Source organism: Promicromonospora sp. NPDC060204, from assembly GCF_042728455.1.
Lineage (GTDB): Bacteria > Actinomycetota > Actinomycetes > Actinomycetales > Cellulomonadaceae > Promicromonospora.
Genome location: NZ_JBHWZO010000010.1, coordinates 22,554 through 48,701 on the forward strand (window position 1 = coordinate 22,554; position 26,148 = coordinate 48,701).

Annotated in this window: 27 protein-coding genes; 16 read left to right on the forward strand and 11 right to left on the reverse strand. The window is 75.0% G+C overall.

Translation table 11 applies throughout. The features are described from left to right. Nucleotides 1-2: 2 nt before the first annotated feature. A complete protein-coding gene (locus ACFWEJ_RS02725) occupies nucleotides 3-983 on the reverse strand; it encodes a DUF5937 family protein (protein WP_377227666.1) in 981 nt (326 codons plus the stop codon). 90 nt (nucleotides 984-1,073) lie between these two features. On the opposite strand from ACFWEJ_RS02725, the gene ACFWEJ_RS02730 reads away from it, so the two are divergent. Together ACFWEJ_RS02730 and ACFWEJ_RS02735 are read left to right on the forward strand one after the other, a co-directional pair. Next, a complete protein-coding gene (locus ACFWEJ_RS02730; RefSeq protein ID WP_377227667.1) occupies nucleotides 1,074-1,409 on the forward strand; it encodes a cupin domain-containing protein in 336 nt (111 codons plus the stop codon). Next, nucleotides 1,409-1,702: a DUF4287 domain-containing protein gene (locus ACFWEJ_RS02735; RefSeq protein ID WP_377227668.1), complete on the forward strand. Its 294-nt coding sequence runs from the start codon at nucleotides 1,409-1,411 to the stop codon at nucleotides 1,700-1,702. The genes ACFWEJ_RS02730 and ACFWEJ_RS02735 overlap by 1 nt, the downstream gene beginning before the upstream one ends. 23 nt (nucleotides 1,703-1,725) lie before the next feature. Here ACFWEJ_RS02735 and ACFWEJ_RS02740 read toward each other — a convergent pair whose 3' ends face one another. From ACFWEJ_RS02740 to ACFWEJ_RS02760, 5 genes are all read right to left on the reverse strand, one after another. After that, nucleotides 1,726-2,130: a GNAT family N-acetyltransferase gene (locus ACFWEJ_RS02740; protein WP_377227669.1), complete on the reverse strand. Its 405-nt coding sequence runs from the start codon at nucleotides 2,128-2,130 to the stop codon at nucleotides 1,726-1,728. Nucleotides 2,131-2,167: 37 nt separating this feature from the next. Further along, nucleotides 2,168-2,530: an HIT domain-containing protein gene (locus ACFWEJ_RS02745; RefSeq protein ID WP_377227670.1), complete on the reverse strand. Its 363-nt coding sequence runs from the start codon at nucleotides 2,528-2,530 to the stop codon at nucleotides 2,168-2,170. Beyond that, nucleotides 2,527-3,264 (reverse strand): aminoglycoside phosphotransferase family protein, encoded by a 738-nt coding sequence (locus tag ACFWEJ_RS02750; protein WP_377227671.1) that lies wholly within the window; start codon nucleotides 3,262-3,264, stop codon nucleotides 2,527-2,529. The genes ACFWEJ_RS02745 and ACFWEJ_RS02750 overlap by 4 nt, the downstream gene beginning before the upstream one ends. Before the next feature lie 16 nt (nucleotides 3,265-3,280). Next, nucleotides 3,281-4,183, reverse strand: coding sequence for an ATP-grasp domain-containing protein (locus ACFWEJ_RS02755; RefSeq protein ID WP_377227672.1), 903 nt, complete (start codon nucleotides 4,181-4,183; stop codon nucleotides 3,281-3,283). 84 nt (nucleotides 4,184-4,267) lie between these two features. Beyond that, entirely contained in the window at nucleotides 4,268-4,555 is a 288-nt protein-coding gene (locus ACFWEJ_RS02760; RefSeq protein WP_377227673.1) for a hypothetical protein, read from the reverse strand. A 177-nt stretch (nucleotides 4,556-4,732) separates the two neighbouring features. Between ACFWEJ_RS02760 and idi the strand changes: the two genes are divergently transcribed. Genes idi through ACFWEJ_RS02800 form a run of 8 tightly spaced genes read left to right on the forward strand, consistent with a single transcriptional unit; the run spans nucleotide 4,733 to nucleotide 11,654 of the window. Beyond that, nucleotides 4,733-5,293 carry an isopentenyl-diphosphate Delta-isomerase gene (gene idi / locus ACFWEJ_RS02765; RefSeq protein ID WP_377227674.1) on the forward strand — a complete coding sequence of 187 codons (561 nt, stop codon included), beginning with the start codon at nucleotides 4,733-4,735 and terminating at the stop codon, nucleotides 5,291-5,293. Beyond that, complete coding sequence (locus ACFWEJ_RS02770) at nucleotides 5,290-6,333, forward strand: polyprenyl synthetase family protein (RefSeq protein ID WP_377227675.1); 1,044 nt, start codon at nucleotides 5,290-5,292, stop codon at nucleotides 6,331-6,333. The genes idi and ACFWEJ_RS02770 overlap by 4 nt, the downstream gene beginning before the upstream one ends. Further along, nucleotides 6,330-7,220 (forward strand): phytoene/squalene synthase family protein, encoded by an 891-nt coding sequence (locus ACFWEJ_RS02775; RefSeq protein WP_377227676.1) that lies wholly within the window; start codon nucleotides 6,330-6,332, stop codon nucleotides 7,218-7,220. Before ACFWEJ_RS02770 ends, ACFWEJ_RS02775 begins: the two co-directional genes overlap by 4 nt. Beyond that, nucleotides 7,208-8,773 carry a phytoene desaturase family protein gene (gene crtI, locus ACFWEJ_RS02780; RefSeq protein WP_377227677.1) on the forward strand — a complete coding sequence of 522 codons (1,566 nt, stop codon included), beginning with the start codon at nucleotides 7,208-7,210 and terminating at the stop codon, nucleotides 8,771-8,773. The genes ACFWEJ_RS02775 and crtI overlap by 13 nt, the downstream gene beginning before the upstream one ends. After that, nucleotides 8,770-9,144: a lycopene cyclase domain-containing protein gene (locus ACFWEJ_RS02785; protein ID WP_377227678.1), complete on the forward strand. Its 375-nt coding sequence runs from the start codon at nucleotides 8,770-8,772 to the stop codon at nucleotides 9,142-9,144. Before crtI ends, ACFWEJ_RS02785 begins: the two co-directional genes overlap by 4 nt. Continuing rightward, nucleotides 9,141-9,458 carry a lycopene cyclase domain-containing protein gene (locus ACFWEJ_RS02790; RefSeq protein ID WP_377227679.1) on the forward strand — a complete coding sequence of 106 codons (318 nt, stop codon included), beginning with the start codon at nucleotides 9,141-9,143 and terminating at the stop codon, nucleotides 9,456-9,458. Before ACFWEJ_RS02785 ends, ACFWEJ_RS02790 begins: the two co-directional genes overlap by 4 nt. Continuing rightward, nucleotides 9,448-10,308 (forward strand): prenyltransferase, encoded by an 861-nt coding sequence (locus tag ACFWEJ_RS02795; protein WP_377227680.1) that lies wholly within the window; start codon nucleotides 9,448-9,450, stop codon nucleotides 10,306-10,308. Before ACFWEJ_RS02790 ends, ACFWEJ_RS02795 begins: the two co-directional genes overlap by 11 nt. An 8-nt stretch (nucleotides 10,309-10,316) precedes the next feature. Beyond that, nucleotides 10,317-11,654 (forward strand): TIGR01777 family oxidoreductase, encoded by a 1,338-nt coding sequence (locus tag ACFWEJ_RS02800; RefSeq protein ID WP_377227681.1) that lies wholly within the window; start codon nucleotides 10,317-10,319, stop codon nucleotides 11,652-11,654. On the opposite strand, the gene ACFWEJ_RS02805 is transcribed toward ACFWEJ_RS02800, so the two are convergent. Then, nucleotides 11,618-12,787: a VanZ family protein gene (locus ACFWEJ_RS02805; RefSeq protein ID WP_377227682.1), complete on the reverse strand. Its 1,170-nt coding sequence runs from the start codon at nucleotides 12,785-12,787 to the stop codon at nucleotides 11,618-11,620. The genes ACFWEJ_RS02800 and ACFWEJ_RS02805 overlap by 37 nt on opposite strands. A gap of 152 nt (nucleotides 12,788-12,939) precedes the next feature. Between ACFWEJ_RS02805 and ACFWEJ_RS02810 the strand changes: the two genes are divergently transcribed. The 4 genes from ACFWEJ_RS02810 to ACFWEJ_RS02825 are packed head-to-tail and all read left to right on the forward strand — an operon-like array spanning nucleotide 12,940 to nucleotide 17,121. Then, nucleotides 12,940-13,986, forward strand: coding sequence for a 2-keto-3-deoxygluconate permease (locus ACFWEJ_RS02810; RefSeq protein WP_377227683.1), 1,047 nt, complete (start codon nucleotides 12,940-12,942; stop codon nucleotides 13,984-13,986). Then, entirely contained in the window at nucleotides 13,983-15,218 is a 1,236-nt protein-coding gene (locus ACFWEJ_RS02815; protein WP_377227684.1) for a four-carbon acid sugar kinase family protein, read from the forward strand. The genes ACFWEJ_RS02810 and ACFWEJ_RS02815 overlap by 4 nt, the downstream gene beginning before the upstream one ends. After that, the gene (pdxA, locus tag ACFWEJ_RS02820; RefSeq protein WP_377227685.1) at nucleotides 15,215-16,258 is read left to right on the forward strand and encodes a 4-hydroxythreonine-4-phosphate dehydrogenase PdxA; all 1,044 of its coding nucleotides are present in this window, start codon (nucleotides 15,215-15,217) and stop codon (nucleotides 16,256-16,258) included. The genes ACFWEJ_RS02815 and pdxA overlap by 4 nt, the downstream gene beginning before the upstream one ends. 2 nt (nucleotides 16,259-16,260) lie before the next feature. Further along, nucleotides 16,261-17,121, forward strand: coding sequence for a GntR family transcriptional regulator (locus ACFWEJ_RS02825; protein ID WP_377227686.1), 861 nt, complete (start codon nucleotides 16,261-16,263; stop codon nucleotides 17,119-17,121). 9 nt (nucleotides 17,122-17,130) lie between these two features. On the opposite strand, the gene ACFWEJ_RS02830 is transcribed toward ACFWEJ_RS02825, so the two are convergent. Next, nucleotides 17,131-18,234 carry a hypothetical protein gene (locus ACFWEJ_RS02830; RefSeq protein WP_377227687.1) on the reverse strand — a complete coding sequence of 368 codons (1,104 nt, stop codon included), beginning with the start codon at nucleotides 18,232-18,234 and terminating at the stop codon, nucleotides 17,131-17,133. A 121-nt stretch (nucleotides 18,235-18,355) separates the two neighbouring features. Between ACFWEJ_RS02830 and ACFWEJ_RS02835 the strand changes: the two genes are divergently transcribed. Next, entirely contained in the window at nucleotides 18,356-19,657 is a 1,302-nt protein-coding gene (locus tag ACFWEJ_RS02835; RefSeq protein WP_377227688.1) for an erythromycin esterase family protein, read from the forward strand. An 11-nt stretch (nucleotides 19,658-19,668) separates the two neighbouring features. Here the strand turns inward: ACFWEJ_RS02835 and ACFWEJ_RS02840 are convergent, their stop codons facing one another. Genes ACFWEJ_RS02840 through ACFWEJ_RS02850 form a run of 3 tightly spaced genes read right to left on the reverse strand, consistent with a single transcriptional unit; the run spans nucleotide 19,669 to nucleotide 24,420 of the window. Next, complete coding sequence (locus ACFWEJ_RS02840; protein ID WP_377227689.1) at nucleotides 19,669-20,580, reverse strand: alpha/beta fold hydrolase; 912 nt, start codon at nucleotides 20,578-20,580, stop codon at nucleotides 19,669-19,671. Between the two features lie 42 nt (nucleotides 20,581-20,622). Next, nucleotides 20,623-23,346, reverse strand: coding sequence for an AAA family ATPase (locus ACFWEJ_RS02845; protein WP_377227690.1), 2,724 nt, complete (start codon nucleotides 23,344-23,346; stop codon nucleotides 20,623-20,625). 51 nt (nucleotides 23,347-23,397) lie between these two features. Beyond that, a complete protein-coding gene (locus ACFWEJ_RS02850) occupies nucleotides 23,398-24,420 on the reverse strand; it encodes an alpha/beta fold hydrolase (RefSeq protein ID WP_377227691.1) in 1,023 nt (340 codons plus the stop codon). 87 nt (nucleotides 24,421-24,507) lie between these two features. Here ACFWEJ_RS02850 and ACFWEJ_RS02855 point away from each other — a divergent pair, with 87 nt between their 5' ends. Beyond that, nucleotides 24,508-26,100 carry a tannase/feruloyl esterase family alpha/beta hydrolase gene (locus ACFWEJ_RS02855; RefSeq protein ID WP_377227692.1) on the forward strand — a complete coding sequence of 531 codons (1,593 nt, stop codon included), beginning with the start codon at nucleotides 24,508-24,510 and terminating at the stop codon, nucleotides 26,098-26,100. The last annotated feature ends 48 nt before the right edge of the window (nucleotides 26,101-26,148 follow it).

Consider the following 26,148-nt stretch of genomic DNA (forward strand, 5'->3'; position numbering starts at 1 on the left):
CGTCAGCCTCCGACCAGCGCCTCCCCCAGCGGCGTCCGGACGTGCAGGACGCGCGCGCCGTCGCGGCGGGCGTCGACCAGGCGGGCGCCGCTCAGCAGCGCCAGGTGGTGCGACGCCGTCGACACGGCGAGGCCGCAGGCGGCGGCGACCTCGCTGGTCGACAGCGGCGCCCCCAGCGCGAGCAGCACTCCCGCCCGGCCGGCGCCGAGCAGTCGGGCGAGCGCCTCGGCGGTGCCGGGACCGTCGTCGGCCCATCGCTCGGAGACGCCGAGCGCCGGGTAGAACAGGGTGGGCTGGGCCGGCGGCTCGGTGACGACGGAGCACCGAGGTGCCATGACCGACGGCACCAGCACGAGGCCGCTGCCCGCGCAGTCGAGGACCTCGCCGTGCATGCGCAGCCGCACCCGCACGGCGTGCGGGGCCCAGCCCACTGCCTCGTGCAGGGTCTCGACCATCGCGCCGAGGCCGTCCGTCGTCGCGCGCCGGGAGCGCACCCCGACGTCGGCCCGCAAGATCCTTCCCAGTTGCGGCCAGTATGGGGCGAGCAACGCGTCCCAGCACTGCTCCCAGGCTTCGGCGACGACTGAGCGGGCGTGTTCGGGATCGTCCGCCAGGGCCCGCAGCAGGCGCTGCTCGGTCCCGTTCGTGCGGTCGACGCGCTTGAGGAGGTCGACGCGCAGGGGCGCGAGGTCGGCCTCGCGCAGGCGTGCCAGCTCCTCGTCGGGGCTCAGGTCCCAGCCGGGCGTCGAGGTGAGGAAGTCCGGCATGTACCCGTCGGGGCCGACGAGCAGCCGCATCAGGTCGAACGCGCGCTGCGGAACCTGGGTGCGCGCGCGGCGCAGCCAGCCCCACTGGAGCGGGTGGTAGCTCGGCTGCACGAGCAACCGCACGGCATGGGCGAGCTCGTGACCGGGCGAGACGCCGAACCGGATCGCCGAGATGTCGTCGGGCGCGAGCCGGAACTCCACCATGTTTCGATGCACGTCGAAACCGTAGTGCGCCGTCGCCGCCCCCACGAGGCTGGGAACACGCCGGCCGCACGGGCCGGCTCCGACGCCTCACCAGGAGCAGACATGACCACGACGGTCTCCGCCGACACCATCCGCATCCCCGGCTCGCGCACCCTGCGCTACGAGGGCCGCGACCACGGTTCGGGCATCTCGTTCTTCCTCGTCACCAACGACCCCGGCCAGGGGCCCGGGCTGCACCGCCACCCGTACAGCGAGACCTGGTCCGTCCTGGAGGGCGAGGCCACGATCACCATCGGTGACGAGACGGTCGTCGCCCGGGCCGGCGACACCGCCGTCGTCCAGCCCGACGTCTGGCACGGCTTCACCAACACCGGGACCGGGACGCTGCGCATGATGTGCATCCACGCCTCGGACACGATGATCCAGGAGAACCGCTGATGTCCTTCCAGGCCTACCTCGACAACGCCGAGACGAAGACCGGGCTGACCCCGCGACAGCTCGTCGAGCTCGCGCAGGCTCAGGGCTTCGGCCGGGGCAGTAAGGCGACGCCGGTCGTCGCGTGGCTCAAGGAGACGTACGGGCTGGGCCACGGTCACGCGATGGCGGTCACCCACGTCATCACCAAGGGCGACCGGATCAACGGCAAACATGTCGGCGCGGCCGGCGCGCACCGGGATGCGAGCGACCGCCTGTGGCTCGACGGGAAGGACAGCCGGCCCGCGGACTGGTGATGCGGCGGGACAACGGCCGGGGCTCAGGCGAGACGCATGAGCCCCGCCGCCGTCGTCCGGAAACCGCAGGCTTCGAGGTAGAACCGCGACCGGTCCGCCTCGAAGTCGACGTGCAGCCACTCGCAGCCGTGTTCGCGGGCGGCCTCGGCGGCCGCCGCGACCAGCGCTCGCCCGATGCCCTGCCCCTGGCGGTGGGGGTCGACGACGGTGTCGAGCAGCACCGCGTGCACCCCGCCGTCACCGATCACGTTGACGAACCCAACGAGGTTCCCCGCGGGGTCGGACGCCGTGACCCAGGTCAGGCTGTGCCGAGTCAGTCGCTCGGTCCACGGCGTCACCGCCTCCGACGGGCTCTCGAACGCGCGGGCGTGCAGGGCTGAGAGCGCGGCGTCGTCGACGGCGCCTCGGACGGTCAGAGCGATATCCACCGCGGCACCCTATGCCGGGTCCAGGGGAAGCACCGGGTCAGTCCCGCAGCCGGCGGCCGTTGTGGATGTGCACGTGCAGATGCTTGGAGTCCTGGAACGCCCCGAGATTGGTCAGCACAGCCGCCGCCCCGTCGCGCCGTTCGAGCGCGCCGGCCAGAGTCTGGACGACGGCGAACAGCCGCCGCATCCACTCCTCGTCCTCGGCCGTGACCGATGTCAGCGACGCGATGTGCTTCTTGGGCACGACCACGATGTGGTTCGCCCAGAACGGCCTGGTGTGGTGGAACGCGAGGACCCACTCGTCGTCATGCTCCACCTGGAGCTGCGCGGCGTGGGGTATCGCGACGTCGCAGTAGAAGTCGTCGCCCGCGTACCCGTCACCTACGTGCGTCCGGGTCATCCGTCGAGCTCCTCTCGAAACACCGCGACATTGTCGAGCACCAGCGACCTGTCCGCGGTCGCCCAGTCCCGCGCCGCCGCGTGGAGGGCAGCAAGGCGGGCGTCCGCGGTTCGCCGGACAGAATCGCTGCGCTCGATGATCCCCGACTGCTGCCGCAGCACGGCCCCGAGCAGGTCGACGTCGCGCTCCAGGCCGTACCCGTCACGCACCTGCCGCAGCCGTCTTGCCTGGTCGGGAACGGGCACGTTCCCGATGGCCTGGATGCGCCAGGTCCACGCGAGATACGCCAGGTCGCTCAATGCCTCGCCCGGACCGGCGGTGTCCCAGTCGATGAACGCGACCGGCTCGCCGTCACGGAACACCGTGTTGAACGGTCCCGGGTCGCGGTGCGTCAGGCACTCGCCGTCGCCGGCGAGCGCCGTCCCGTGCGTGACTTCGTGCAGTCGACGGAGCATCGCTCCCCCACGCGCATAGGACGTCTCCGCGCGTTCGCTGGGATGGGTCGTCGTCACGCCCTCGATGTAGGAGAGGCAGTCGCGGCCGTCCGACGCACGTCCCAGGTACCGAGGGGCGTAGGGGCGTAGGGGCGTAGGGGCGTAGGGGTAGCCCAACCGTTCGAGCGCGGTCAGGGTCCGAGCGACGTCACCGGCTCCGGCTCCGCGCGCCCGCAGCACCTCGCCGGAGCGCCGCTCGATCGACGGCGAGCGCCGTCCACCAGTCAGAGACCCGTCCACGCGTTCCTCCACCCCCTCAGCCCACCGCAGCCAGGGCGCGCAGCAGCGGCGCCGGGTCCTGACCACCGGGCAGATCGCTGACCTGGCCGTCCCCCACCTCGATCACGCGCCAGACCCCGTCGGCCCGCAGCGCGAGGTCCGTGGTCACGAACGGAGCGCCCAAGGCACCCACGCTCCGCCCGACAGCGTCCAGCACGTCCGCGGGCACGTCGACATCCGAGGCCGCAGGAGCATCGGGATGTGGCGTGACCAGCACCGGAGCGCCCAGCACCCACCAGACCCGGACCTCCTGAGCCCGCCCGCCGGCGTCGGACACGAACCGCTCGAAGGCGCGCACGACGATCCCGCCGGCCAGGTCGTCCCCCTGCAGCTCGACCATCCGGGCGACCACACGCGTGGCGGTCGCAAGGTCGGAGAGGTCGGGCATGAAGCACGCCTCGTCCCACTCGTGCTTGCGCGACTTCACGTAGTCCTTCACCACGCCGGGGCCGTCACCCAGGGCTTCGATCAGCGGCCCGACGTCGGCCGAGGTCGGCGTCCGACCCGGCTCCCACGGCAGCCAGACGCTGGCGGGCGTCGAACCCGCGAACGTGCCGTACCAGCCGGGCAGCTCGTGAGCGGCGGCATAGGCGGCGGGGCTCGTCAGGAGGCCGATCCCCCGCGTCTCCGCCGCGGAGCCGAGCCGCGCGTACGCAGACGAAGAGAGCATCCACCCGCGGTACCAGGCGGTTCGCGCCGCGTCGGACGCCGGCACCCGGCGGAGCGCGGCGGCGAGCTCACCCGCGACGACCGCGTCGTGGTCCACCACCGCGACCGCCAGGCCGGCGTCCCGCGCGGCCTCGGCCTCCCGCGCGAAGTGCTCGTCAGGGACCCGCGGCGCGAGCGGGTCGGAGGGCACGAAGAGCAGGGGCGCAGCCATGGCCGGACGCTACAGACGGACAGGTGCGTGCTGCCAGGAGATTCGGCGCAGGACCTCGCCGCCCCACGGCCCCACCACCAGCACTCACCTCAGCCTGGTCAGCAGGAACTTCCGCATCGCTTCCGACGGCTCGTAGAACCCCCACACCCCGTTCGAGAATTCCCCGGCCGCGAACAGGACGACGGGCTCTACACCCACGAGCCGGTACGCGTACATCGAGTGCTGCTGGTTGGGATAAATGGGGTCGGCGACCACGACGCTCCCGACCGGAAGAGCCGCCCAGTCAGCGCCCCACGGGTCGACGCCGGCGACCAGTACGGCCCCGCCTTCGGCCACCGCGGCGACGTACTCCCAGCCCCTTGTTGTCTCCATGCCGAGAGTATTCACCCAGTTCAGCAAGTCACCTGGTGTCACAGGAGCCCCAGCCGATCCCCCGCCCGCTCCGAACTACTGCAAGACCCCGTGCGATCTGTCCGGTATCGGCAGTGAGAAAAACTGCTTCCTGTGCTTGAATATAGCCAGGCTAGCAAAACTCACAGAGGGGTCACAGTGACGACCGAGAGAGTGGTCCTGCTCGACGACGACGGGACTCCCGTCGGGTCAGAGCTCAAGAGTGCCGTGCACTCCGAGCACACGCCGCTCCACCTGGCGTTCTCGTGCCACGTGCTCAACCCGGCGGGTGAGGTGCTGGTCACGCGGCGCTCCCTGCACAAGCAGACCTGGCCGGGGGTGTGGACCAACTCCTTCTGCGGCCACCCCCAGCCGGGCGAGCAGGGCGAGGAGGCCGTGCTGCGCCGCGCGCAGGACGAGCTCGGCCTGAGCCTGCGCGAACTCCGCGTGGAGCTGCCGCGCTTCCGGTACCGCGCCGTGGACGCCAGCGGGATCGTGGAGAACGAGCTGTGCCCGGTCTACGTCGCGGTCACCGAGGACGAGCCGCAGGTCAACCCCTACGAGGCCATGGAGGCCAGGTGGGTCGACGGCGGCGCGCTCGGCCAGGCCCTGCGCGCCACGCCGTGGGCGTTCTCGCCCTGGTTCGTCGAGCAGGCCGACGAGATGCCCCTGTACGCCGCCCTGGCCGTGCGGTCCGCCCGAGACGTGTCGTGGCCATGACCGAGATGCTGACCCACGACGCCGTCGACGTGGTGCTCGCCGACTTCTTCGCCGAACACGTCCGGCGCGCCACTCCCCTCGCGGAGCACTATGCGCTGCTGTGGCGCCGGCTGGCCCGGTCGAGCGAGGGCGGCAAGCGCCTGCGCCCCCGCCTCCTGCTCGACGCGCACGCCGCGTTCGGCGGCCCACACCCGCACGACGCCGCCGTCGCGGCCGCCGCGTTCGAGCTGGTGCACACCGCGCTGCTGCTGCACGACGACATCCTCGACCGCGACCTCACACGGCGCGGGCGCCCCAACCTGGCGGCCGAGTTCGCCGGGGACGCGACCCAGAACGGGCTGTCCACGGAGGCCGCGACGGCCTGGGGCACCGCCTCGGGCATCCTCGGCGGCGACCTGCTGCTCAGCTCGGCGTACGCCCTGGTGGGGCGGATCAAGTCCGACGGCCGGGCCGAGCTGACCGACATCATCGCCGAGAGCCTGTTCCGCGCCGCCGCCGGCGAGCACGACGACGTCGGGTTCGGCCTGGGCACCGCCCCGGCCACCCCCGACCGGGTGCTGCGGATGATGGCCAACAAGACCGGCAGCTACTCCTTCGCGGGACCCCTGCGGGCCGGCGGCGCCCTGGCCGGTGCCGGCCCGCAGGCCTCGGCCGAGCTCGAACAGGTCGGCATCGCCCTGGGCATGCTGTACCAGGTGCGCGACGACATGCTCGGCGTGTTCGGCGACCCGCACCGCACCGGCAAGAGCACCACCGGCGACCTGCGCGAGGGCAAGCGCACCCTGCTGGTCGCCTGCGCCGAGGGACACCCGGAGTGGATGGCGGTGCGGCACCTGTGGGGCCGCCCCGAGCTGGACGACGCCGACGCCGACCTGCTGCGCGCCGCCCTGGTCGCCAGCGGCGCCCGCGCCGCGGTGGCGGACCTCATCGACGCCAAGCGGCGGGCCGCCGTCGCGATGGTCGAGCGGTCGGAGCTGCCCACCGTGCTCAAGCGGGAGCTGACCGGGCTCGCGCTGCGGCTCGCGGAGCGTGAGTCGTGATCCCGTCGTCCTCGCTGGCCCTGTACTCGCACACCGCCCACGCGGCCGCCGCCCAGGTGATCGGCGCCTACTCGACGTCGTTCAGCCTGGCCACGCGCCTGCTTCCGCCCGCGACACGCGGCATGATCGAGGACATCTACGCGCTGGTGCGCGTGGCCGACGAGATCGTCGACGGTCCGGCGCAGGAGGCCGGGCTGGCGCACGCCGAGCGGCGCGCGGCCCTGGACGCGCTGGAGGAGGAGACGTACCTGACGCTGCGCCGCGGGTTCAGCACCAACATGGTGGTGCACGCCTTCGGCACCACGGCGCGCGCCGTCGGCATCGACGAGACGCTGGTGCGCCCGTTCTTCGCGTCCATGCGCCGCGACCTCGACCCCGTCGTCGCCCTCGGCGACGACGAGTACCGCTCCTACGTGCACGGCTCCGCCGAGGTGGTGGGCCTGATGTGCCTGCGCGCGTTCCTGGACGGCCACCCCGTGCCGCCCGGCGTCCGCGGCCGGCTGGAGGAGGGCGCCCGCCGGCTCGGCGCGGCGTTCCAGAAGATCAACTTCCTGCGCGACCTCGGCGACGACCAGGAGCGGCTGGGCCGCACCTACTTCCCGGGCGCCGGTCCCGAGCTGCTCGACGAGGACCGCAAGGCCGCCGTCGTGGCCGACATCGACGCCGACCTGGCCGCCGCGCGCGCCGTGCTCCCGCTGCTGCCGGTCGGGCCACGGCGGGCGACGGCGCTGGCGGCAGGCCTGTTCTCCGAGCTGAACGACCGGCTGCGCACCATGCCGGCGGCGCAGATGCACGTCCGGCGGGTCTCGGTGCCGACCGGCGTCAAGATGCGCATCGTCGTCGCCACGCTCGCGGGCACCCGGACGGGCAGGCGATGGGCGGCATGAACGACGGACAGCCCGGACGGCGCGTGGTCGTGATCGGCGGCGGCATCTCGGGCCTGGCGACCGCTGCCCTGCTGGCCCGTGAGGGCGCGTCGGTCACCCTGCTGGAGGCCCGGTACGAGCTGGGCGGACGCGCGGGACGCTGGCACCGCGACGGGTTCGTGTTCGACACCGGCCCGTCCTGGTACCTCATGCCCGAGGTCTTCGAGCACTTCTTCCGCCTCCTGGGCACGAGCGCCGCCGACGAGCTGGACCTGATCCGCCTCGACCCGTCCTACCGGGTGTTCTTCGAGGACGACTCCGAGCCCTTCGACCTGCCCGCCGACGGCGCGCGCGAGGCCCTGCTCGCGCTCGACCCGGCGTCGGCCCCGCGGCTGGACGCGTACCTGGACTCGGCCGCCGAGACGTACCGGATCGCCACCGAGCGGTTCCTCTACGCCACGTTCGCCTCGCCCAAGCCCCTGCTCGCGCCGGACGTCGTGCGGCGCGCCCCGCGGCTGCTGCGCCTGCTGGGCGAGTCGCTGGACCACTTCATCTCCCGGCACACCACGGACGAGCGGGTGCGCCGGATCCTCGGCTACCCCGCGGTCTTCCTCGGCACGTCGCCGAGCGCCGCGCCGAGCATGTACCACCTGATGAGCCACCTCGACGTGACCCAGGGCGTGCTGTACCCGCGCGGCGGGTTCGGCGCGGTGATCAACGCGGTCGCCCGCCTCGCCGAGCGCCAGGGCGCCCGGCTCCTGACCGGCCAGCGGGTGCGCCGCATCACGGTGGCCGACGGCGCCGCGACCGGCGTCGACGTCACCGGCCCGGACGGCCGCACCCGCCACCTGGCCGCCGACGTCGTGGTCTCGACCGCGGACCTGCGCGTCACCGAGCACGAGCTGCTCGGGCCACGGCACCGCAGCAGGAGCGACCGCTGGTGGAAGCGCCGCGACCCCGGGCCGGGTGCCGTGCTGGCGCTGCTGGGCGTGCGCGGCGAGCTCCCCCGGCTGGCCCACCACTCGCTGCTGTTCGCCCGCGACTGGCAGGAGGGGTTCGACGCCATCTACGGCGCGAACCCGTCCGTGCGGACGCCGACGTCGCTGTACGTCTGCAAGCCCAGCGCGACGGACGCCGTGGCGCCGCCCGGGCACGAGAACCTGTTCGTGCTCGTCCCCGTGCCGGCCGACACCTCGATCGGCGCGGGCGGGATCGACGGCGCCGGGGCCTTCGGCGTCGAACAGGTCGTGGACGACGCGATCGCGCAGATCGCCAAGTGGACCGACACCCCCGACCTCGCCGAGCGCGTCGTCGTGCGGCGCACGATCGGGCCCGCGGACTTCGAGCACGACCTCGGCGCCTGGCGCGGCGGCGCGCTCGGCCCGGGCCACACCCTGCGGCAGAGCGCGATGTTCCGCGGGTCCAACGCGTCGTCGCGCGTCTCGGGCCTGCTGTACGCGGGGGCGACGACGATCCCCGGGATCGGCCTGCCCATGTGCCTCATCAGCGCGGAGCTGGTGGTCAAGCGGCTCCGGGGCGACACCAGCGCCGGGCCGCTGCGGGAGGAGTCATGAGCTTCGTCTACCTCGCCGTGCTGCTGTTCTCCGCCGCCGGCGTCCTGATCGTCGACCGGCGGTTCCGGCTCTTCCTCTGGGACTCCCCCGTCCGGGCCGCCGCCGTGCTCGTCACCGGTACCGCGTTCTTCCTCGTGTGGGACCTGGCGGGCATCGGGCTCGGCATCTTCCTGCACGGCGCCGGCCCGTACATGACCGGGCTCATGCTCGCCCCCGAGCTGCCGATGGAGGAGATCGTGTTCCTGGCGTTCCTCTGCGAGCTCACGATGGTGCTCGTCCTCGGTGCCCAGCGGGTGCTGCGCCGGGCCCGGGTCCGGGCCCGCATCCGCGCCCGAGACCGAGCCCGTCTCCGGGAGGACATGCTGCGATGACCTACCTGATCCTCGCGCGCGCCTTCCTCGCGGTGGCCGTGGCGGTCGCGGTCATCGCCGCCCTGCGCGCACGCCTGGCCGGGACGCGCCCCATCGGCTGGCGCCCCATCGTCCTGGCCGCCGTCGCCCTGCTGGTGCTCACCGCCGTCTTCGACAACGTGATGATCGCGACCGGCCTGTTCACGTACGCCGACGCGCACATCTCCGGGGTCCGGATCGGGCTCGCGCCGATCGAGGACTTCGCCTACCCGCTGGCCGGCGTCGTCCTGCTGCCCGCCCTCTGGACCCTGTTCGGGAGTCGACGTGCTCGCTGACCTGGTGCGCGCGTCGCGCCCCCTGAGCTGGATCAACACGGCCTACCCGTTCGCCGCCGCCTACCTGCTGACCACGGGCACGGTCGACGTCGCGCTGGTCGTGGGCACCCTGTTCTTCCTCGTGCCCTACAACCTGGCGCTGTACGGGATCAACGACGTGTTCGACTACGCGTCCGACCTGACCAACCCCCGCAAGGGCGGCGTCGAGGGCGCGCTGCTGGCACCCCGGCGGCACCGGCCGATCCTCGTCGCCTCCCTGGCGACCTGCGTGCCGTTCGTCGCCGTGCTCGTGGTGCTCGGCCCGCCGGCGTCGTGGGCGGTGCTCGCGGTCAGCCTGTTCGCGCTGGTCGCCTACTCCGCGCCGCCGTTCCGGTTCAAGGAGGTGCCCGTGCTGGACTCCCTGACGTCCAGCGTGCACTTCGTGAGCCCGGCGGTCTACGGGCTGGCGCTGGCCCAGGCCGACCCGACGCCGCAGACGTTCGCGGTGCTCGGCGCGTTCCTGCTGTGGGGCATGGCCAGCCACGCCTTCGGCGCGGTGCAGGACGTCGTCCCCGACCGCGAGGGCCGCATCTCCTCGATCGCGACGGCGTTCGGCGCGGCCACCACCGTGCGGCTCGCGCTGGGCGCGTGGGTCGTCGCGGGCCTGCTGATGCTCACGACGGGGTGGCCCACCGCGCTCCTGGGCCTGCTCGCCGTCCCCTACCTCGTGCTCGCGGCGCCGTACGCGGGCGTGAGCGACGCGGACTCCGCGCGGGCGAACGGCGGCTGGCGGCACTTCCTGTGGGTCAACTACGCCGCGGGTGCCGCGGTGACGATCCTCCTCATCGCGACCGCGGCCGGCTACCTGTAGGGGGAACCATGGGTCTGACGTACTCGAGCGTCGTGGGGCACCCGCGCCCCGAGGTGTTCGCCTGGCACGAGCGACCCGGCGCGATCATGCGGCTCACCCCGCCGTGGTCGCCCCTGCACGTGGTCCGCGAGGCGTCCACGCTCGCGGGCGGGGCGGCCGTGCTGCGGCTGCCGGTGGGCCTGCGGTGGGTGGCCCGGCACAGCGGCTACGAGCCGCCGGAGCGGTTCGTGGACGAGCTGGTCTCCGCGCCGCTGCGCTGGGTGGTGCCGTGGCGGCACACCCACGAGTTCCACGACGAGGGCGGCGGCACCCGGATCACCGACACGGTCGAGACCCGAGTGCCCGAGGCCGTGCTGCGGCCGATGTTCGCCTACCGGCACCGCCAGCTCGGCCTGGACCTCGCGGCCCAGGCGTCCGCCCGCAACGCCGGCGACTGGCCCAAGGTCGTCGCGGTCACCGGCAGCCGCGGGCTGGTCGGCAGCGCCCTGGTGCCGTTCCTGACCACGGCGGGCCACCGAGTGGTCCGGCTCGTGCGCGGCGCGCCGCACGGCCCCGACGAGCGGCACTGGGACCCGCAGGCACCCGCCGACGACCTGCTCCGGGGCGTCGACGCCGTCATCCACCTCGCCGGGGCGTCCATCGCGGGCCGGTTCACCGACGCGCACCGCGCGGCGGTCCGCGGCTCCCGCATCGAGCCGACGACGGCGCTCGCCGCGCTCGCCGGCCGCACCGCCGACGGGCCGCGGGTCTTCGTCAGCGCGTCGGCGATCGGGTTCTACGGCCCGGACCGGGGCGACGAGGTGCTCACCGAGACGAGCGAGCGCGGCGACGGGTTCCTCGCCGACGTCGTCGACGACTGGGAGCAGGCGACCTCGGCCGCGGACGGCCTGCGGGTGGTGAACGTGCGCACCGGCCTGGTGCAGTCACCGCGCGGCGGCACGCTGCGCCTGTTCTACCCGCTGTTCGCCGCGGGCCTGGGCGGCCGGCTGGGCGACGGGCAGATGTGGCAGTCCTGGATCGGCATCGACGACCTGGTGGACGTCTACCACCGCGCGCTGTACGACGAGCGCCTGTCCGGGCCGGTCAACGCCGTCGCGCCCACCCCCGTACGCAACGCCGCCTACACCGCCACGCTGGCCGGCGTCCTGCGCCGTCCCGCCGTCCTGCCGGTGCCCGACCTGGGGCCCCGGCTGCTCCTGGGCCAGGAGGGCGCGGACGAGCTGGCGCAGGCGAGCCAGCGCGTCTCGCCCGAGGTGCTGCTCGCGCTGGGCCACCGGTTCCGGCACCCCACGCTGGAGCCGGCGCTGCGTCACCTGCTCGGCCGGGACCCCCGCGCCCGCGGCTGACCCTCGGGCGCGAGGGACCGCGCGTCGACCAGGAGGTACGGGGCCGCCTTCCCGGAGAGCCCGCGCCGCCCCCGCGTGAACAGGGCGGACAGCGCCAGCACGGTCGCCACCGTGGCCGCCAGGCCCTGCGCGGGGGAGAGCGCGCCGACGTCGAACATGGTCGCGGCGTCGCCGAGCGCCTGGAGCAGGCCCCACAGCGCTCCCCCGGCCAGCCCGCGTCGCAGGCGGGCCCACGGCGCGAGGCGCGCCCCGCCGTCGGGCGACACGACGGCGAGCCACACCGTGCGCTGCCCCAGCGACTCCCCCGCGCCCGTGACCAGGGGCAGCACGAACACGACGACCCACGCCAGGACGCTGGTGCCCAGCCAGACCGCCAGGGAGTCCGCCGGGGCGCGGCCCGTCACGAGGTAGTAGCCCAGCCCCAGGGTCAGGGCGAGCACGCCGCCCAGGGCGGTGAAGGCGAGGTAGTCCACGGCCATGCCGAACCAGCGCCGCCACAGGGTCACCGGCCGCGGTGTCCCCCGGCCCGCCGCCAGGGTCCGGGCGCCGGGCATCCAGCGCAGCACCCACGGCGCGATCAGCGCGCCGAGCACCCCGCCGAGGGTGTTGGTGAGCAGGTCGTCGACGTCGGCCAGCCGGTACGAGCACGGGATCAGCCCGAAGATGCCGGTGAGCTGCGTGACCTCGATCAGCAGCGACGCCCCGAGCGCCGACGCCGCGGACGCGAGCAGCCCCCAGCCCAGGTAGCGGCGCACCAGCACGCCCCACGGCACGAACAGCACCACGTTGAACACACCCTGGAGCACGGAGATGTCCCGCACCGCGGCGCCCAGGGACAGGCCGGCGGTGCGCGCACGGATGTCGGAGACGATCTGCAGCGGCTTGAGCTGCGCGCCGTCGTACCCGTACTGGGCGCACCATGCGGCGAGGTCGCCCGACGGCAGCGGCAGCAGGGTGTACGCCACCAGCGCGGTGCCGTAGACGGCGAGCGCCGCCGCGCCGAGCAGCCGGGCGGGGCTGATGGCGCCGTACCGGCGCACCTGGATCACGAGGATCGGGATCAGGAGGGCCACGAAGAGGGCAGTCCCGATGAGCACGCCGATCCGGGCCGGCCACGTCCACACGTCGGTCACCCGGAAACGCTATGCGCCGGGTGAATCCTGCGCGCGCGGGGGCCTGTGTACAGGGGACTTGCCCGCCGCCCGTCCCGTCCCGTACTTTGTCCGTACTTTCTTGTCCTGACAATTGCGACCATCGCCGGTCGCGCACAACGAGAGGTTCCGCCATGGATGCCGGACTGACACCGAGGTCGACCGTGCCCCTCTACGACTGGATGAACAAGATCCCGGGCGGGCTCATGCTCGTGCCGCTGGTCCTCGGCTCGGTGGTCGGGACGTTCTTCCCCGGCTTCCTGGAGCTGGGCTCGTTCACCACCGCCCTGTTCAAGGACTCGGCGCTGCCGCTCATCGCCGTGCTCATCTTCGCGACCGGCATGCAGATCACGGCGCGGACGTCGGGGCCGGTGCTCGCCGCCACCGGGACGCTGCTGCTGACGAAGTCCCTGATCCCCGCCGGGCTGGTCGCGCTGGCGGGCAGCATCTTCGGGATCGAGGGGTTCCTGGGGGTCTCGATCCTGGCCCTCATGGCCACCATCGACAACAGCAACGGCGGGCTGTGGCTCGCCTTCACCGGCAAGTACGGCGACGAGCGCGACCGCGGCGCCTACATGGCCTCGGCCCTGAACGACGGCCCGTTCATCTCGATGCTCTTCCTCGGCGCCTCGGGCCTGGCCGACATCCCGCTGACGGCCTTCCTCGCGGCGGTGATCCCGCTGGTGCTGGGCTTCGTGGTGGGCAACCTCGACCCGCGCTGGACCGAGATCATGCGGCCGGTGCCGAACATCGTCATCCCGTTCTTCGCGTTCGCGCTCGGCACGGGGATCAACCTGCGCGACGTCGTGACCGGCGGCGCGAGCGGCCTCCTCGTCGGCGTCTTCGCCGTCCTGCTGACCGCCGCCCTGACCTACTCGGGCTACCGCTTCATCCTGCGACGCGGCATGAAGTCGGGCATCGCGATCGCCGCCGCGACCACGGCGGGCAACGCCGTCGCCACGCCTGCGATCATCGGCGGGGTGGACCCCACGTTCGAGCCGTACGTCGCGGTCGCCACCGCGCAGGTCGCCTCGGCGGTGCTGGTCAGCGCCGTCCTGGCGCCGCTCCTGGCCACGATCGTGCTCAAGCGGCAGGGCGGCCTCGCGCCCGCCGCGGAGGACGACGGCGCCGGGTCCGCCGCCGCCGAGGCACCTGCCGTCGAGGGGCGCGGCACCGCATGAGCGAGCACACCGTCGGGGTCGTCGCGGACGACCTGACCGGGGCCGGCGACTGCGTGGTGCAGTTCGCGCGTGCCGGCTGGACCAGCCACCTGGCCCTCGGCCCTGACCTGCCCTCCGGCGAGCGGGCGGCGGTCGCCGTCGTCACCGACGCGCGGGCCCAGGACGACGGCCCGGCTGCGGCCGCCACCGCGGCCGCCGTGCGGGCCCTGTCCGACGCCGGGCGCCTCTACGTCAAGATCGACTCGACGATGCGCGGCAGCGTCGCGGCCCAGGTCACCGGGGCCCTGACCGCCTGGCGCGAGCGGGTCCCGGGCGCGTTCGCCGTGGTCTGCCCAAGCTACCCCGCGCTGGGGCGGACGGTCAGCGAGGGCGTGCTCCTGGTCGGCGGCGTGCCGGTCGCGGCGACGGCCGCCGGGCACGACCCCGTCACCCCGGTCCGCACGAGCGACCTGACCGCGCTCCTGCCGGGCACCGTCCGGGTGCCCGCCGACGGCGACGCCGCGGCCCTGGCGGACCGCCTCGCCGAGGCGGGCGCGGCCGCGGACGCCGTGGTGGTCGACGCCCTGGACGACGCCGGCCTCGAGCGCCTCGCCGACGCCGTCGTGCTGCTCGGCGCCCGCGCCGTCCCGGTCGGCTCCGCCGGGCTCGCGGCGGCGCTGGCCCCGCGCTGGGGCGGCGACCGCGGCGCGCCCGACCAGCCCCGGGTCGCCGTCGGGCGCACGCTCGTGGTGCTGAGCTCCCTGAACGAGGTCTCCCGCGGGCAGGCTGAGGAGCTGCTGCGCGCCGAGCCCGGGACGCTGCTGATCACCCCGGAGGCCGGGACCGGACCGGACGAGACGGCCGCGCGGGCGCTGGGCGCGGACCTGCCCGCGACCGTGCTCGTCCGCACCCCCGAGCCCACGGGGCCCGCCGGCACCGGACGGGAGCGGGCCGCCCGTGCGGCGGCCGAGCTGGCCGACCTGGTCGCCGCCGTCACGCAGCGGACCCGCCCCCACGCCGTCGTCCTCGTCGGGGGCGACGGCGCCCGCGCCGTGCTCGCCCGGCTCGGTGCCCGCAGCGTGCGGGTGTCGGGCACCGTGGCCGAGGGCGTGCCGCTCGGCCGGCTGGAGGGCGGGCCGGCGCACGGCACCGTCGTCGTCACCAAGGCGGGCGGGTTCGGCACCCGCCGGACCGTCGTCGACGTCCTCGAAAGCCTGAGATCGTACTCTTCGCACCAGGAGGTAAACCCTTGAGCATCCCCACCCTCGCCGTCACGCTCGGCGACGTCGCAGGCATCGGCCCGGAGATCACGGCCAAGGCCCTGCTCGGCCACGACGACCTGCGCGCCCTGTGCGTGCCCGTGGTCGTGGGCGACGCCGGCGCGCTGCGCCGCGCCGTCTCCGCCGTCGGCGGCGACCCGGAGCGGGTCCGCGTGATCGCGTCCCCGGCCGAGGCCACCAACACCCCGGGCACGATCGAGCTGCTCCAGACCGGCCCGTCGCTGGCGGACGTGCCGATCGGCGAGATCAGCGCGGCGGCCGGCGACGGCGCCTACCGGTTCGTGGTCGAGGCCTGCCGGCTGGCCCGGGAGGGGCTGGTGGACGGCATCGTCACGCCCCCGCTGAACAAGGCCGCGATGCACGCGGGCGGGCACCGGTGGCCCGGGCACACGGAGCTGCTGGCCCACGAGTTCGGGGTCAAGAACTTCAGCCTCGTGCTGTCGGCCGGCGACCTGTACTTCTTCCACCTGACCACGCACGTCTCGCTGCGCCAGGCCATCGAGGACATCACGCCGGAGCGCACCCGCGACGTGCTCGACCTGGCCGGCGCGTTCACGGCGGCGCTGGGCCGCCCGGACGAGGCCATCGGGCTCGCGGGCCTGAACCCGCACGCCGGCGAGAACCGCCTGTTCGGCGACGAGGACGCCGACATCCTGGCTCCCGCGGTCGAGGCGGCGCGCGCCCGCGGGCTCAACGCCCACGGCCCGCTCCCGGCCGACGCCCTCATCCCCGCCGCGGTCAAGGGGAAGTGGAACATGGTCGTGGCCTGCTACCACGACCAGGGGCACGCCCCGTTCAAGGCCGTGTACGGCGACGACGGCGTGAACATCACCGTGGGACTGCCCGTGGTGCGAGTCTCCGTGGACCACGGCACCGCGTTCGACATCGCCGGCCAGGGCATCGCCCGGGAGGCCAGCCTCGTGCTCGCGATCGAGCGGGCGGCCGGCCTCGCGCCCGGCTGGGACCACGTCTGGCGGACGGCGCAGCAGGGCGCCCCGAGCGCGGCGAGCTGACCGTGGCCCGCCCCGCACCCGACGGTCAGCCGCTCCACCGGCGCATCGGCAGCGAGCTGCGCGCGCAGATCCTGGGGCGCACGCTCGCGCCCGGCGCGCAGGTGCCCACCGAGGCCGAGCTGCAGGAACGCTACGGCGTCTCCCGCTCCGTGGTCCGCCAGGCCCTGGCGGCGCTGGAGCAGGAGGGGCTCGTGGAGCGCCGGCGGGGCCGGGGCACGACCGTCCGGGAGCGCGGCGAGCTGCACCGCCTGGTGCAGCGCGTGCCGGGCCTGTCGACCCAGGTCGAGGGCGAGGGCGTGCACGTCACCACGCGCATCCTGGAGCTCGGGCTGGAGCCGGCCTCTGAGGCGACCGGTGCCCTCGCCTCCGACCGGGTGCTGCGCCTGCGGCGGCTGCGCAGCGCCGGAGGCGAGCCGCTGGCCCTCATCGAGACCTGGCTGCCCGAGGAGCTCGGCGACCTGACCGCCGAGGAGCTGACCGACACGTCGCTGCACGCCACGATCCTGCGCCGGTTCGGCACGCACGTCGTCGCGGGCAAGCGGCAGGTGCGGGCCGTGAGCGCCGACGGCGAGACGGCGGAGCTGCTCCAGGTCCCCGCCGGGGCGCCCGTGCTGCTGCTCGAGGGCACCAGCACCGACGAGGCCGCCCGGCCCGTCGAGGTGTTCCGCACCTGGCACCGCGCGGACCGGGTCGTGTTCGACATCAACGTGATCCGCGAGCCCGACGCCGCGGGGCTGGCCGGGACCGGCACCCCCGCCCCCGCCGCGCCGGTCGGCACCACGAGCCTCCGCGAGCGGCTGGACGCCCTCGGCCGCGAGATGCTCGACCTGGCCCGGGAGCTGGAGCGCGCCGAGGGCCGCTGAGCCGCGCCGCTAACCGGCCGCGGGCACCCAGTCCTCGTCGTCCAGCACCCATGCCCTGCCCTCCGGCTCCGGCCGGACCGTGTCGACGAGCCAGCAGGTCTCGTCGGGGTTCCACCCGGCGATGACGCTCGCCGTGTCGTCACCGACGGGGATCACGGTGCCCGCCGCCGCGAGGTAGGCGGCGGTGAGGTGCACGGCGTCGTGGTCGGCGGCGACCGCCGCCCAGTCGGGCTGCACCCAGGGCCCGTCCCGGCCGGTGGTGCGGTACCAGTCGTGCCGCTTCTGCGCCGTCACCTCCAGCGGGTACGCGCGGCACAGCGCGGCCCAGGCCTCGGCGCCGTCCACCTCGTACACCCGCGCGCCGGCGGGGACGTCGACCCGGTGGGTCACCGCCTGCTCCCACCCCATGTCGTCCTCCACCAGCCAGAGCCCCGCCGGGCCGTGGCCGTCGAGGCTGCGCAGGGTGCGCGTCAGCTGCCACGGCGGGGCGGACCACCACGTGCCGCTCCAGGACGCCGTAGGGTCGGCGGGCCGCTGCCTCCGGGCGTCCCGCTCCTCCTTGAGGGCGTCGGTGCGCCACCGGTCGAGACGCTCGGCCGCCGTGCCGGCAGGGGGCGTCCGGTCCGCGTCCCAGGTCACCGCGTGCTGGTCCGTGCGGTCGACCGGGGTGCTCCACCAGCCGACGGCGTCCGCGGAGCCCGCAACGTGCGCCGCGACGCGCTCCAGGGCGGTGCGCACCACCGGCAGGGCGGCGAGCACGTCCTCGCCGTCGGGCTCCTGCCAGTAGCGGGCGACCGTCACCGCGTGCGCGAGCGTGCGTAGCACCGTCTCCTGGTCGACCTCGGCCAGGGCGACGCCGTCGAGCAGGGTCGCCACGGACGCGGGTGTGGCCTCCACCGGCTCGGCGGCACAGCTTCCGGTTCCAACGCTGACCAGCACGACCGAGCTGCCCCGGCCCGGGTCGAGCTCGTAGCCGGCCAGCATCGCGGCCGACGAGAACGGCGCCTCCGGCTGGTCGGGGTCGGTCGCGAGCTCCTCGGAGCGGCGCGCGTACTCCAGCAGGAACCGGCGCCCGCGCCAGCCGCTCAGCAGCTCGTCCGGTGTGATCGTCATGCCCGTCTCCCCCTGGTCGGCGCCCTCGCACGGTATCCCGGGCCGCTCCGGGCGGCCGAGGCATTTGCGCCCTGAGCGCACAGCCCGCCCTCCGACGTCGGGCAAGGGCTACGTTCCGGGGGTGAGCGACGACCTGACCGCCTGGCTGGGCGCGAACGCGCGCCGGCTGGCCACCCTGGACCCGGACGCCGACGACGACGCCGACCTGCTGCCGCTGCTGGAGATCGTCGGCGACGCGCGCGTCGTGGCGATCGGCGAGTCGATGCACCGGATCCACGAGATGTACCTGGTGCGGCACCGGATCCTGCGGTTCCTGGCGCGGCACGGGTTCACCGCGTACGTGATGGAGTCCGGCTTCCCGGAGGCCCGGCTGGTGGACGACTGGGTCTCCGGCCGCAGCACGCGACCGGTCCGCGAGGTGCTGGAGCGCGGCGTCACCTACAGCATGGGCCGGTGCCAGGAGATGCTCGACCTGCTGGCCTGGCTGCGCACCGACGGCGGCGTGCGGTTCTACGGGGCGGACGTGCCGGACTCGGCCGCGAGCGCCCGGCCGGCGGTCGAGGCGATGGAGGCCTTCCTGGCCGACGTCGACCCGGGGTATGCGGCGCACGTGCTCGCGGACCTGCTGCCGCTGTTCGACTACCTCCCGGCCGACCGGTCGGGGATCGCCCAGGCGGCGCCCGCGCTGCACGCGTACATCGCGCTGCCGGCCGCCGAGCGGGCGGCCCTGACGGCGCTCGTCGGAGAGCTGGCCGAGCGGGTCCGGGCCCGCCGGATCGACTACCTGGAGGCCGGAGCCGACCCGCGGGCGGTGGCGTTCGCGGAGCACGCCGCGCGGGTCGCGCGGCAGACAGACGCGTTCCTCGCGGCGATGCCCGCGGGCGCGACGCGCGCCTATCCGCCGGGCAACGTCCGGGACGTGACCATGGCGGACACGGTGGAGTGGGTGCTGGAGCGCGAGCCCCGCGTGGTGGTCGCGGCCGCGAACGGCCACGTGCAGCGCACGCCGTTCCACGCGCCGCCGTTCGTGCCGCAGCCGATGACGACGATGGGCCGCGAGCTCGCCGACCGGCTCGGGGACGACCTGGTGGTGCTGGGCACCACGTTCGGCGGCGGCACGGCGTGGCTGCACCGCCCGGGGCCGGACGACGCCCCGGGACACTCGACGCCCTTCACCCAGGACCTCGGCGCGCCGGACCCGACGAGCCTGGACGCGGCGCTCGCCGCGCCCGGGCTCGGCTCGTACTACGTGGACCTGCGACCCGCCGACGGCGCGGCCGCCGCGGCCCTGGACGCGACGCGCGGCACGCACAACGGCACGGAGCTGCAGCTCGTGGACGCCCGCCGGGCGTTCGACGCCGTCGTGCACGTGGACCGGGTCACCCCCTGGCACACGTGGATCCCGATGCCGGAGCGGCGCTAGACCGGGCCAGGTCAGGCCGGCACGAGCCCCCGGACCTGCCGCGCCAGCGTGGGCCAGACGACGGGCGGCAGGTCGTGCCCGACGTCGTCGAGCACCACGAGCCGGGCGCCCGGGATCGCGCGAGCCGTGGCGCGGGCCGCCGTCGTCCGCACCAGGGGGTCGGCCGCGCCGTGCACGACGAGCGTCGGCGTGCGCACCTCGCGCAGCCGGGGCCCGTGCCACACCGCGCGGAGCTGCCGGCCCATGGCCCGCATGTCGCGTGGGCCGCAGTCGAGCCCGCGCTCGATCCGGGCGCGGGCCGCCGCCTCGTCGACGGGGTACGCGGGCGACGCCATGGCCCGGGCGACGGCGAGCGCGGACGCGACGTCGCCCTCCCGGGTCCGCGGGTGCCGGGCCGTGGACTGCCGTGCGATCAGCCCGTACCGCAGGTGCCGGAGCGCCGTGAGCCCGGCGGCGTCGCTCGGCGGGGCGTCGCACGAGACGAGCCCGAGCGTCCGCTCGGGGTACCGCAGCGCGAACCGCTGCGCGACGACGCCGCCCTGGGAGTGCCCCAGCGCCACCGCGCGGTCCCACCCGACGGCGTCGAGCACGGCGGCGGCGTCGTCCACGACGTCCTCGGCCGTATAGGGCACCGAACCCCCGCCGAAGAGCGACGCCCACGAGACGCGCCGCTCGCTCGCGCCGAACCGGGTGGACTCCCCGGTGTCGCGCTGGTCGAACCGGACCACGTCGAAGCCCTCGTCGGCCAGCGCGCGGCACAGGCCGTCGGGCCACCAGAACCGCGACATGGCCAGGCCCATCAGCAGGAGCAGGGGTGTGCCGTGGCCGGTGCCGAACCGGTCGTACGCGAGCTGGACGTCGCCGTTGCGCGCGAAGCGGGTCGGCGACCAGATGTCATGGCCGATCACCTGAACGATTGTCACTCAGCCGCCTCCGCTCGGCGCGGGGGAACGGCTGGCGCGGATTCAGCGCTCTCGCAGCGCTGCCGCCAGCTCGCGCCGCGAACCGATCCCGAGCTTGCCGAACACCTTGCGCAGGTGCCACTCCACGGTGCGCGGGCTGAGGAACAGCTCCGCGCCGATCTCCGGGTTGGTCCGGCCCGCCACCGCCAGGCGCGCGATCTGCGCCTCCTGCGCCGTCAGCCCGTCCGCCGGCCCGGCGCTGCGCCTGCGGACCGTCTCCCCCGTGGCCGCCAGCTCCCGGCTCGCCCGCCTGGCGAAACCCTCGGCGCCCGCCGCGGCGAACACCTCGTGCGCGGCGCGCAGGTGCTCCCGCGCCGCGGCCCGCCGGTTCTCCCGGCGCAACCACTCGCCGTACAGCAGGCGGGACCGGGCCGTCAGCACCGTCAGCCGCGTGCCGCCCAGCAGGTCGACCGCCTCGCGGTACCGGTCCTCCGCGGCGGACGGCGGACCCGCCAGCGCGTCCGCGAGCGCCTGCGCGCCCAGCGCCCAGGGCGTCCCCGCGGCGGCGGTGCGCTCCCCCAGTCGCTCGCGGGCCTCGGCGGCCACCCCGGCCTCGCCGGCGCGCGCCGCGGCCTCGACCAGCTCGCCGAGGCTCCAGCCGGTCAGGGCGAGGTCGTCGTACGCCACGGCACGGCGCGCGGCCTCCAGGGCGGCCGGGTAGCGGCCGAGCCCGTTGTGCAGCACGGCCTCCGCGTAGCCCGCCAGGCCGAGCCACCGGCCCTCGCCGCGCGCCTCGGCCTCGCGGACGGTCGCGTCGACCAGCCGCATCGCGGGCTCCTCGGCGCTCCGGTGCGCGGCGAGCGTGAGCGCCGCGGACGGGTGCGGGGGCAGGTTCGCGAACGACTCGGCCTCCCGTAGCAGGTCGGACGCCTCGGCGAACCGGCCCTCGGCCACATGGGCGCCGGCGCGGAAGGTCAGGGCCGTGGGCAGCACCGTGCGGGCGCCGGTCGAGCGGGCGGCGGCGAGCGCCTGCTCGGTGAGCCGGAACCAGGCGGCGTCGTCCCACAGCTCGTGCGCCACCGGGGCCGACAGCCACAGGAGCGCCGCGGCGTCGTCGGTCGGCGCGGCGAGCGCGGCGCGCAGGTGGGGCACGGCCGGGCCGTACCCGTCGGTGTACCGCACGGAGAGCCCGGCGAGGAAGAGGCCGGTAGCGTCTGACCCGGCCGGCACGGCGCGCGCGGCCTCAGCCGCACGCCGCAGGTCGCCGCCGTCGCCGTCGTCACCGCCGGCGCCGAGCCGGCCCGCGTGCACGGCGGCGCCGAGCGCCCAGAGGTGCGCCTCGCGGGCCGCCGCCGGGTCGAGCTGGTCCAGCCGGCGCGCGGCCTCCAGCAGGGGTCCGACGGCGCCCCGGCCGCGGTCGAGCGCGAACGCGACCTGGGCCCGCAGCCGCTCCGCCCCGGCGCGTTGCAGCGGGTCGAGCGGTCCGAGCTCCGCGGCCGACAGCAGGCCGGGCACCCCGTCGAGGGCGCCGGAGGCGAACCGGGCGCGCGCGGCGGCCAGGACGCGCCCGGCCCGGAGCTTCGGGTCCTGGGTCAGCTCCGCGGCACGCTCCAGGAACGCCGCCGCGGCGGACCGTCCGCCGCGCGCGAGCGCCCGGTCGGCGGTGCGCTCCAGCTCGCCGGCCACCTCGTCGTCCGGCCCGAGCGCGGCGTGCGCCCGGTGCCAGGCGCGGCGGTCGGGGTCCAGGCCCGGGTCGGTCACGTCGGCGAGCGCGCGGTGCGCCGCCCGCAGCTCGGCCGGCGTGGCCGAGCGCCAGCAGGCGGAACGCACCAACGGGTGGTGGAACCGCACGCGGGCGCCGATCCGGACCAGCCCCGCGGTCTCGGCCGCCGCGGCGGCGTCCGGCGCGATGCCCAGCCGGTCCAGGGCGCGCCACAACAGCGGCACGTCGCCCACGGGTTCGACGGCGGCGGTGAGCAGGAGCGTCCGGGCGTCCGCCGGGAGCTCCGCGACGCGCCGCTGGAACCCGTCCTCGACCTGGTCCGCGACGGGCGTCGGGCTCGGGGCGCCGAACCCGAACGCGAGCTCCGCCGGCGTCAGGTCGCGGGGCAGCTCCAGGAGCGCGAGCGGGTTGCCGCGCGTCTCGGCGAGGATCCGCGCCCGGACGTGGTCGTCGACCGGCCCCGGCAGCGCCGTGTCGAGCAGCGCCCTGGCGTCGGCGTCCGGGAGCCCGCCGACCCGCAGCTCAGGCAGGCCCGGGAGCATCTGCTCGTCGCCGGGGCTGCGCAGGGCGAGGACCAGGGCGACCGACTCGGCCTGGAGGCGGCGGGCCACGAAGGTCAGGATCACCTCCGACATCCGGTCGACCCACTGCACGTCGTCCACCACGCAGACCAGCGGCCGGTCGGCCGCGGCCTCGGCGAACAGCCCGAGCACCGCGAGGCCGACCAGCAGCGCCTCGGGCGGACTGCCCGGGCTCAGGCCGAAGGCCGTGGCGAGGGTGTCCCGCTGCGGCGCGGGCAGCGCGTCGAGGTGGTCCAGGAGCGGCGCGCAGAGCTGCTGCAGCGCCGAGTAGGCGATCTCGGACTCCGGCTCCACACCGACCGTCCGGACCACCCGGGCGCTTCCCGCCCGCGCCGACAGGTGGTCCAGCAGCGCCGTCTTGCCGATCCCCGCCTCGCCCCGCAGCACCAGCACCCGGCTGTGCCCGGCCCGGACCTCTCGCAGCAGCTCGTCGAGCGCGTCCGTCTCACGCCGCCGGCCGCGCAGCACCGTCTCGCTCCGCACACGCACCTCCCTGCGGAGGTTACACCGGGCGGGGGCACTCCCCCGAGGAGGTCAGAGCCGGTCGGCGTCGACGACGGCGCGGGCGAACTCGGCCGGCGCCTCCTGGGGCACGTCGTGGCCGACACTGCGGAACGTCCGGTGGTCGTACGGCCCCACGAACTTGTCGCGATACCCCGTGCCGTTGCCGGGCATGGTGAAGGGATCGAGCTCGGCGTCGATCGTCACGGTGGGCACGCCGATGCTCGGCCCCGCCGCCAGCCGGGCCTCGACGTCGTCGAACCGGGGGTCGCCCTCGGCCAGGCCGAGGCGCCAGCGGTAGTTGTGCAGCACGATCGCGGCGTAGTCCGGGTTGGTGAACGCGGCGGCGGTCCGGTCGAAGGTGGCGTCGTCGAAAGCCCAGGTGGGCGAGCTGGACTTCCACACCACGCGGGCCAGCTCCTTGCGGTAGTGCTCGTCCTCCAGTCCCAGCCGTCCCCGCTCGGTGGCGAAGTAGTACTGGTACCACCACGCCCACTCCCGCGCGGGCTCGATGGGCGTCTGGTTCGCCGCGCGGTTGGTGATCAGGTAGCCCGACACCGACACGAGCGCCCGGACCCGTTCGGGCCACAGGGCCGCGACGATGTCCGCGGTGCGGGAGCCCCAGTCGAAGCCGGCCAGCAGCGCGCGCTTGATGTGCAGGGCGTCCAGCAGCGCGACGACGTCGCGCGCCACCACCACCTGCTGGGCGTTGCGGAACGTGTCCGGGGACAGGAACGTGGTGCTGCCGTGGCCCCGCAGGTACGGCACGATCACGCGGTAGCCGCGGGCCGCGAGCAGGGGCGCCACCTCGGCGTAGGCGTGGATGTCGTACGGCCAGCCGTGCAGCAGGACGACCGGCCGGCCCCGGGCGGGCCCGAGCTCCGCGTACCCGATGTCGAGCTCGCCGGCCCGGACCTGCTTGATCACGGGGAACGACGGCGCGGGCCGGGTTGGGGCGACGGCGGGCGTGGCCGCCGCCTCGGGCAGGGCGGTCCCGCCCACGGCGGCGGAGGTGGCGAGCAGGCCGGCGGTCCGTACGAATGTCCTTCTGTCCATTGCCCTACCCTCGCGCCGCGGCCCCGGGGGCGCACCAGGGTGTCTCCCTGGGGCGGCCCCGGGTGCCGCCGGGCCAGGCTGTGCACCATGAACAAGCTAGTCATGCTGGTCACGGCGGCGCTGTCCGTGTCGGCGGCGGGGCTCCTCCCGCTCGCGGCACCGGCGAGCAGCCCTGCCGAGGACGCCCACCCCGCGTCGTCGTGCGCCCCCGTAACCGTCTCCGCGCCGCCCGGCGCCCGGGTCGAGTCCGTGACCGCCCAGGCCTTCCCCGCCGGGACCGTCACCTTCCCCGAGGCGACGCCGCCGCTCCAGACGCCCGCCCCGATCCCCGACGTGCCCGCCCGGTGCGACATCACGGTGACCCTCACGCACGGCCGGGCCGGCGACCACGAGACCGTCAAGGTCTCGCTGCCGCAGGACCGGGCCGACTGGTCCGGCCGCTTCCAGGCCACCGGCGGGAGCGCGTACCTGGCCGGCGACCTGGGCGCCACCCTGGTGGCGGCCGTGAAGAACGGATACGCCGCGGCGGCCACCGACGCGGGTATCGGCGAGTCCCCGGCCGACGTCAGCGGCTGGGCGCTGACGTCGGACGGGCGCGTGAACACGCCCCTCCTGGAGAACTTCGCGTCCCGGTCGGTCCACGACCTCGCGGTGGTCGGCAAGTCCGTGACCAAGCAGTACTACGGCACCAAGGCCACCTACTCGTACTGGAACGGCTGCTCCACGGGCGGCCGCCAGGGGTACGTGGCCGCGCAGGAGTACCCGACGGACTTCCAGGGCATCCTGGCGGGCGCGCCCGCGGTGAGCTGGGACAAGTTCGCCGTGGCCACGCTGTGGCCGCAGGTCGTGTTCAACGAGGAGGACGTCGCCCCCGCACCGTGCGAGATCGAGGCGTTCAACACCGCCGCGGTCGACGCGTGCGACACGATCGACGGCGTGCGGGACGGCATCATCGACGACCCGCAGGACTGCGCGTGGGACCCGCGTGAGCTGGTCGGCACCCAGGTGGAGTGCGACGGCGCGACCTACACGATCAGCTCGGACCTCGCGGACGCCGTCCGCAAGATCTGGCAGGGTCCGGTCAGCCCGTCCGGCCACCCGCTGTGGTACGGCCCGAACAAGGGCGCCGCGTTCAACTGGCTCGCCACGCCCGGCCAGCCGTTCGTGGTGGCCGACCAGTGGGTCAAGTACTTCGTCGCGAAGGACCCGCAGCTCGACACCGCCCACCTGACCTACCGGCAGTTCGAGCAGCTCTTCGCGAAGTCGCAGCGCGACTTCCACTCCGTCATCGGCAGCGACGACCCGGACCTGTCCGCGTTCGCCCGCTCCGGCGGCAAGCTGCTGAGCTGGCACGGCCAGGCCGACCAGCTCGTCCCCACCCAGGGCACGGTCGACTACCGCGAGCACGTCAACCGGGTCATGGGCGGCAACGCCCGGGTCGACAGCTTCTACCGGCTGTTCCTGCCCCCGGGCGTGAACCACTGCGGCATCGGCACGGACCCGCTGGTGACCCTGGTGGACTGGGTAGAGAAGGGCAAGGCCCCCGCGACGCTGCCCGCCGTCGTCACCGAGCGGGACGGCCGGACCGTGACCCGTGAGGTCTGCCGCTACCCGCTGGTGACCCGCTACGAGGGCGACCCGGCCGACGGCGCCGACTACCGCTGCGTCGCGGCGTCCTGACCCGAACGATCTGAACGACCCGAGCGACGAGCGGCGGCCCCGGAAGGG

What these genes read in the sequence shown, in the direction of transcription:
- ACFWEJ_RS02785 (WP_377227678.1), top strand. Translation starts at nt 8,770, where the DNA reads ATGAGCTTCGTCTACCTCGCCGTGCTGCTGTTCTCCGCCGCCGGCGTC.
- ACFWEJ_RS02800 (WP_377227681.1), top strand. Translation starts at nt 10,317, where the DNA reads ATGGGTCTGACGTACTCGAGCGTCGTGGGGCACCCGCGCCCCGAGGTG.
- ACFWEJ_RS02745 (WP_377227670.1), bottom strand. Translation starts at nt 2,530, where the DNA reads ATGACCCGGACGCACGTAGGTGACGGGTACGCGGGCGACGACTTCTAC.
- ACFWEJ_RS02730 (WP_377227667.1), top strand. Translation starts at nt 1,074, where the DNA reads ATGACCACGACGGTCTCCGCCGACACCATCCGCATCCCCGGCTCGCGC.
- ACFWEJ_RS02815 (WP_377227684.1), top strand. Translation starts at nt 13,983, where the DNA reads ATGAGCGAGCACACCGTCGGGGTCGTCGCGGACGACCTGACCGGGGCC.
- ACFWEJ_RS02735 (WP_377227668.1), top strand. Translation starts at nt 1,409, where the DNA reads ATGTCCTTCCAGGCCTACCTCGACAACGCCGAGACGAAGACCGGGCTG.
- ACFWEJ_RS02770 (WP_377227675.1), top strand. Translation starts at nt 5,290, where the DNA reads ATGACCGAGATGCTGACCCACGACGCCGTCGACGTGGTGCTCGCCGAC.
- ACFWEJ_RS02830 (WP_377227687.1), bottom strand. Translation starts at nt 18,234, where the DNA reads ATGACGATCACACCGGACGAGCTGCTGAGCGGCTGGCGCGGGCGCCGG.
- ACFWEJ_RS02760 (WP_377227673.1), bottom strand. Translation starts at nt 4,555, where the DNA reads ATGGAGACAACAAGGGGCTGGGAGTACGTCGCCGCGGTGGCCGAAGGC.
- ACFWEJ_RS02850 (WP_377227691.1), bottom strand. Translation starts at nt 24,420, where the DNA reads ATGGACAGAAGGACATTCGTACGGACCGCCGGCCTGCTCGCCACCTCC.
- ACFWEJ_RS02755 (WP_377227672.1), bottom strand. Translation starts at nt 4,183, where the DNA reads ATGGCTGCGCCCCTGCTCTTCGTGCCCTCCGACCCGCTCGCGCCGCGG.
- ACFWEJ_RS02790 (WP_377227679.1), top strand. Translation starts at nt 9,141, where the DNA reads ATGACCTACCTGATCCTCGCGCGCGCCTTCCTCGCGGTGGCCGTGGCG.
- ACFWEJ_RS02810 (WP_377227683.1), top strand. Translation starts at nt 12,940, where the DNA reads ATGGATGCCGGACTGACACCGAGGTCGACCGTGCCCCTCTACGACTGG.
- crtI (WP_377227677.1), top strand. Translation starts at nt 7,208, where the DNA reads ATGGGCGGCATGAACGACGGACAGCCCGGACGGCGCGTGGTCGTGATC.
- ACFWEJ_RS02855 (WP_377227692.1), top strand. Translation starts at nt 24,508, where the DNA reads ATGAACAAGCTAGTCATGCTGGTCACGGCGGCGCTGTCCGTGTCGGCG.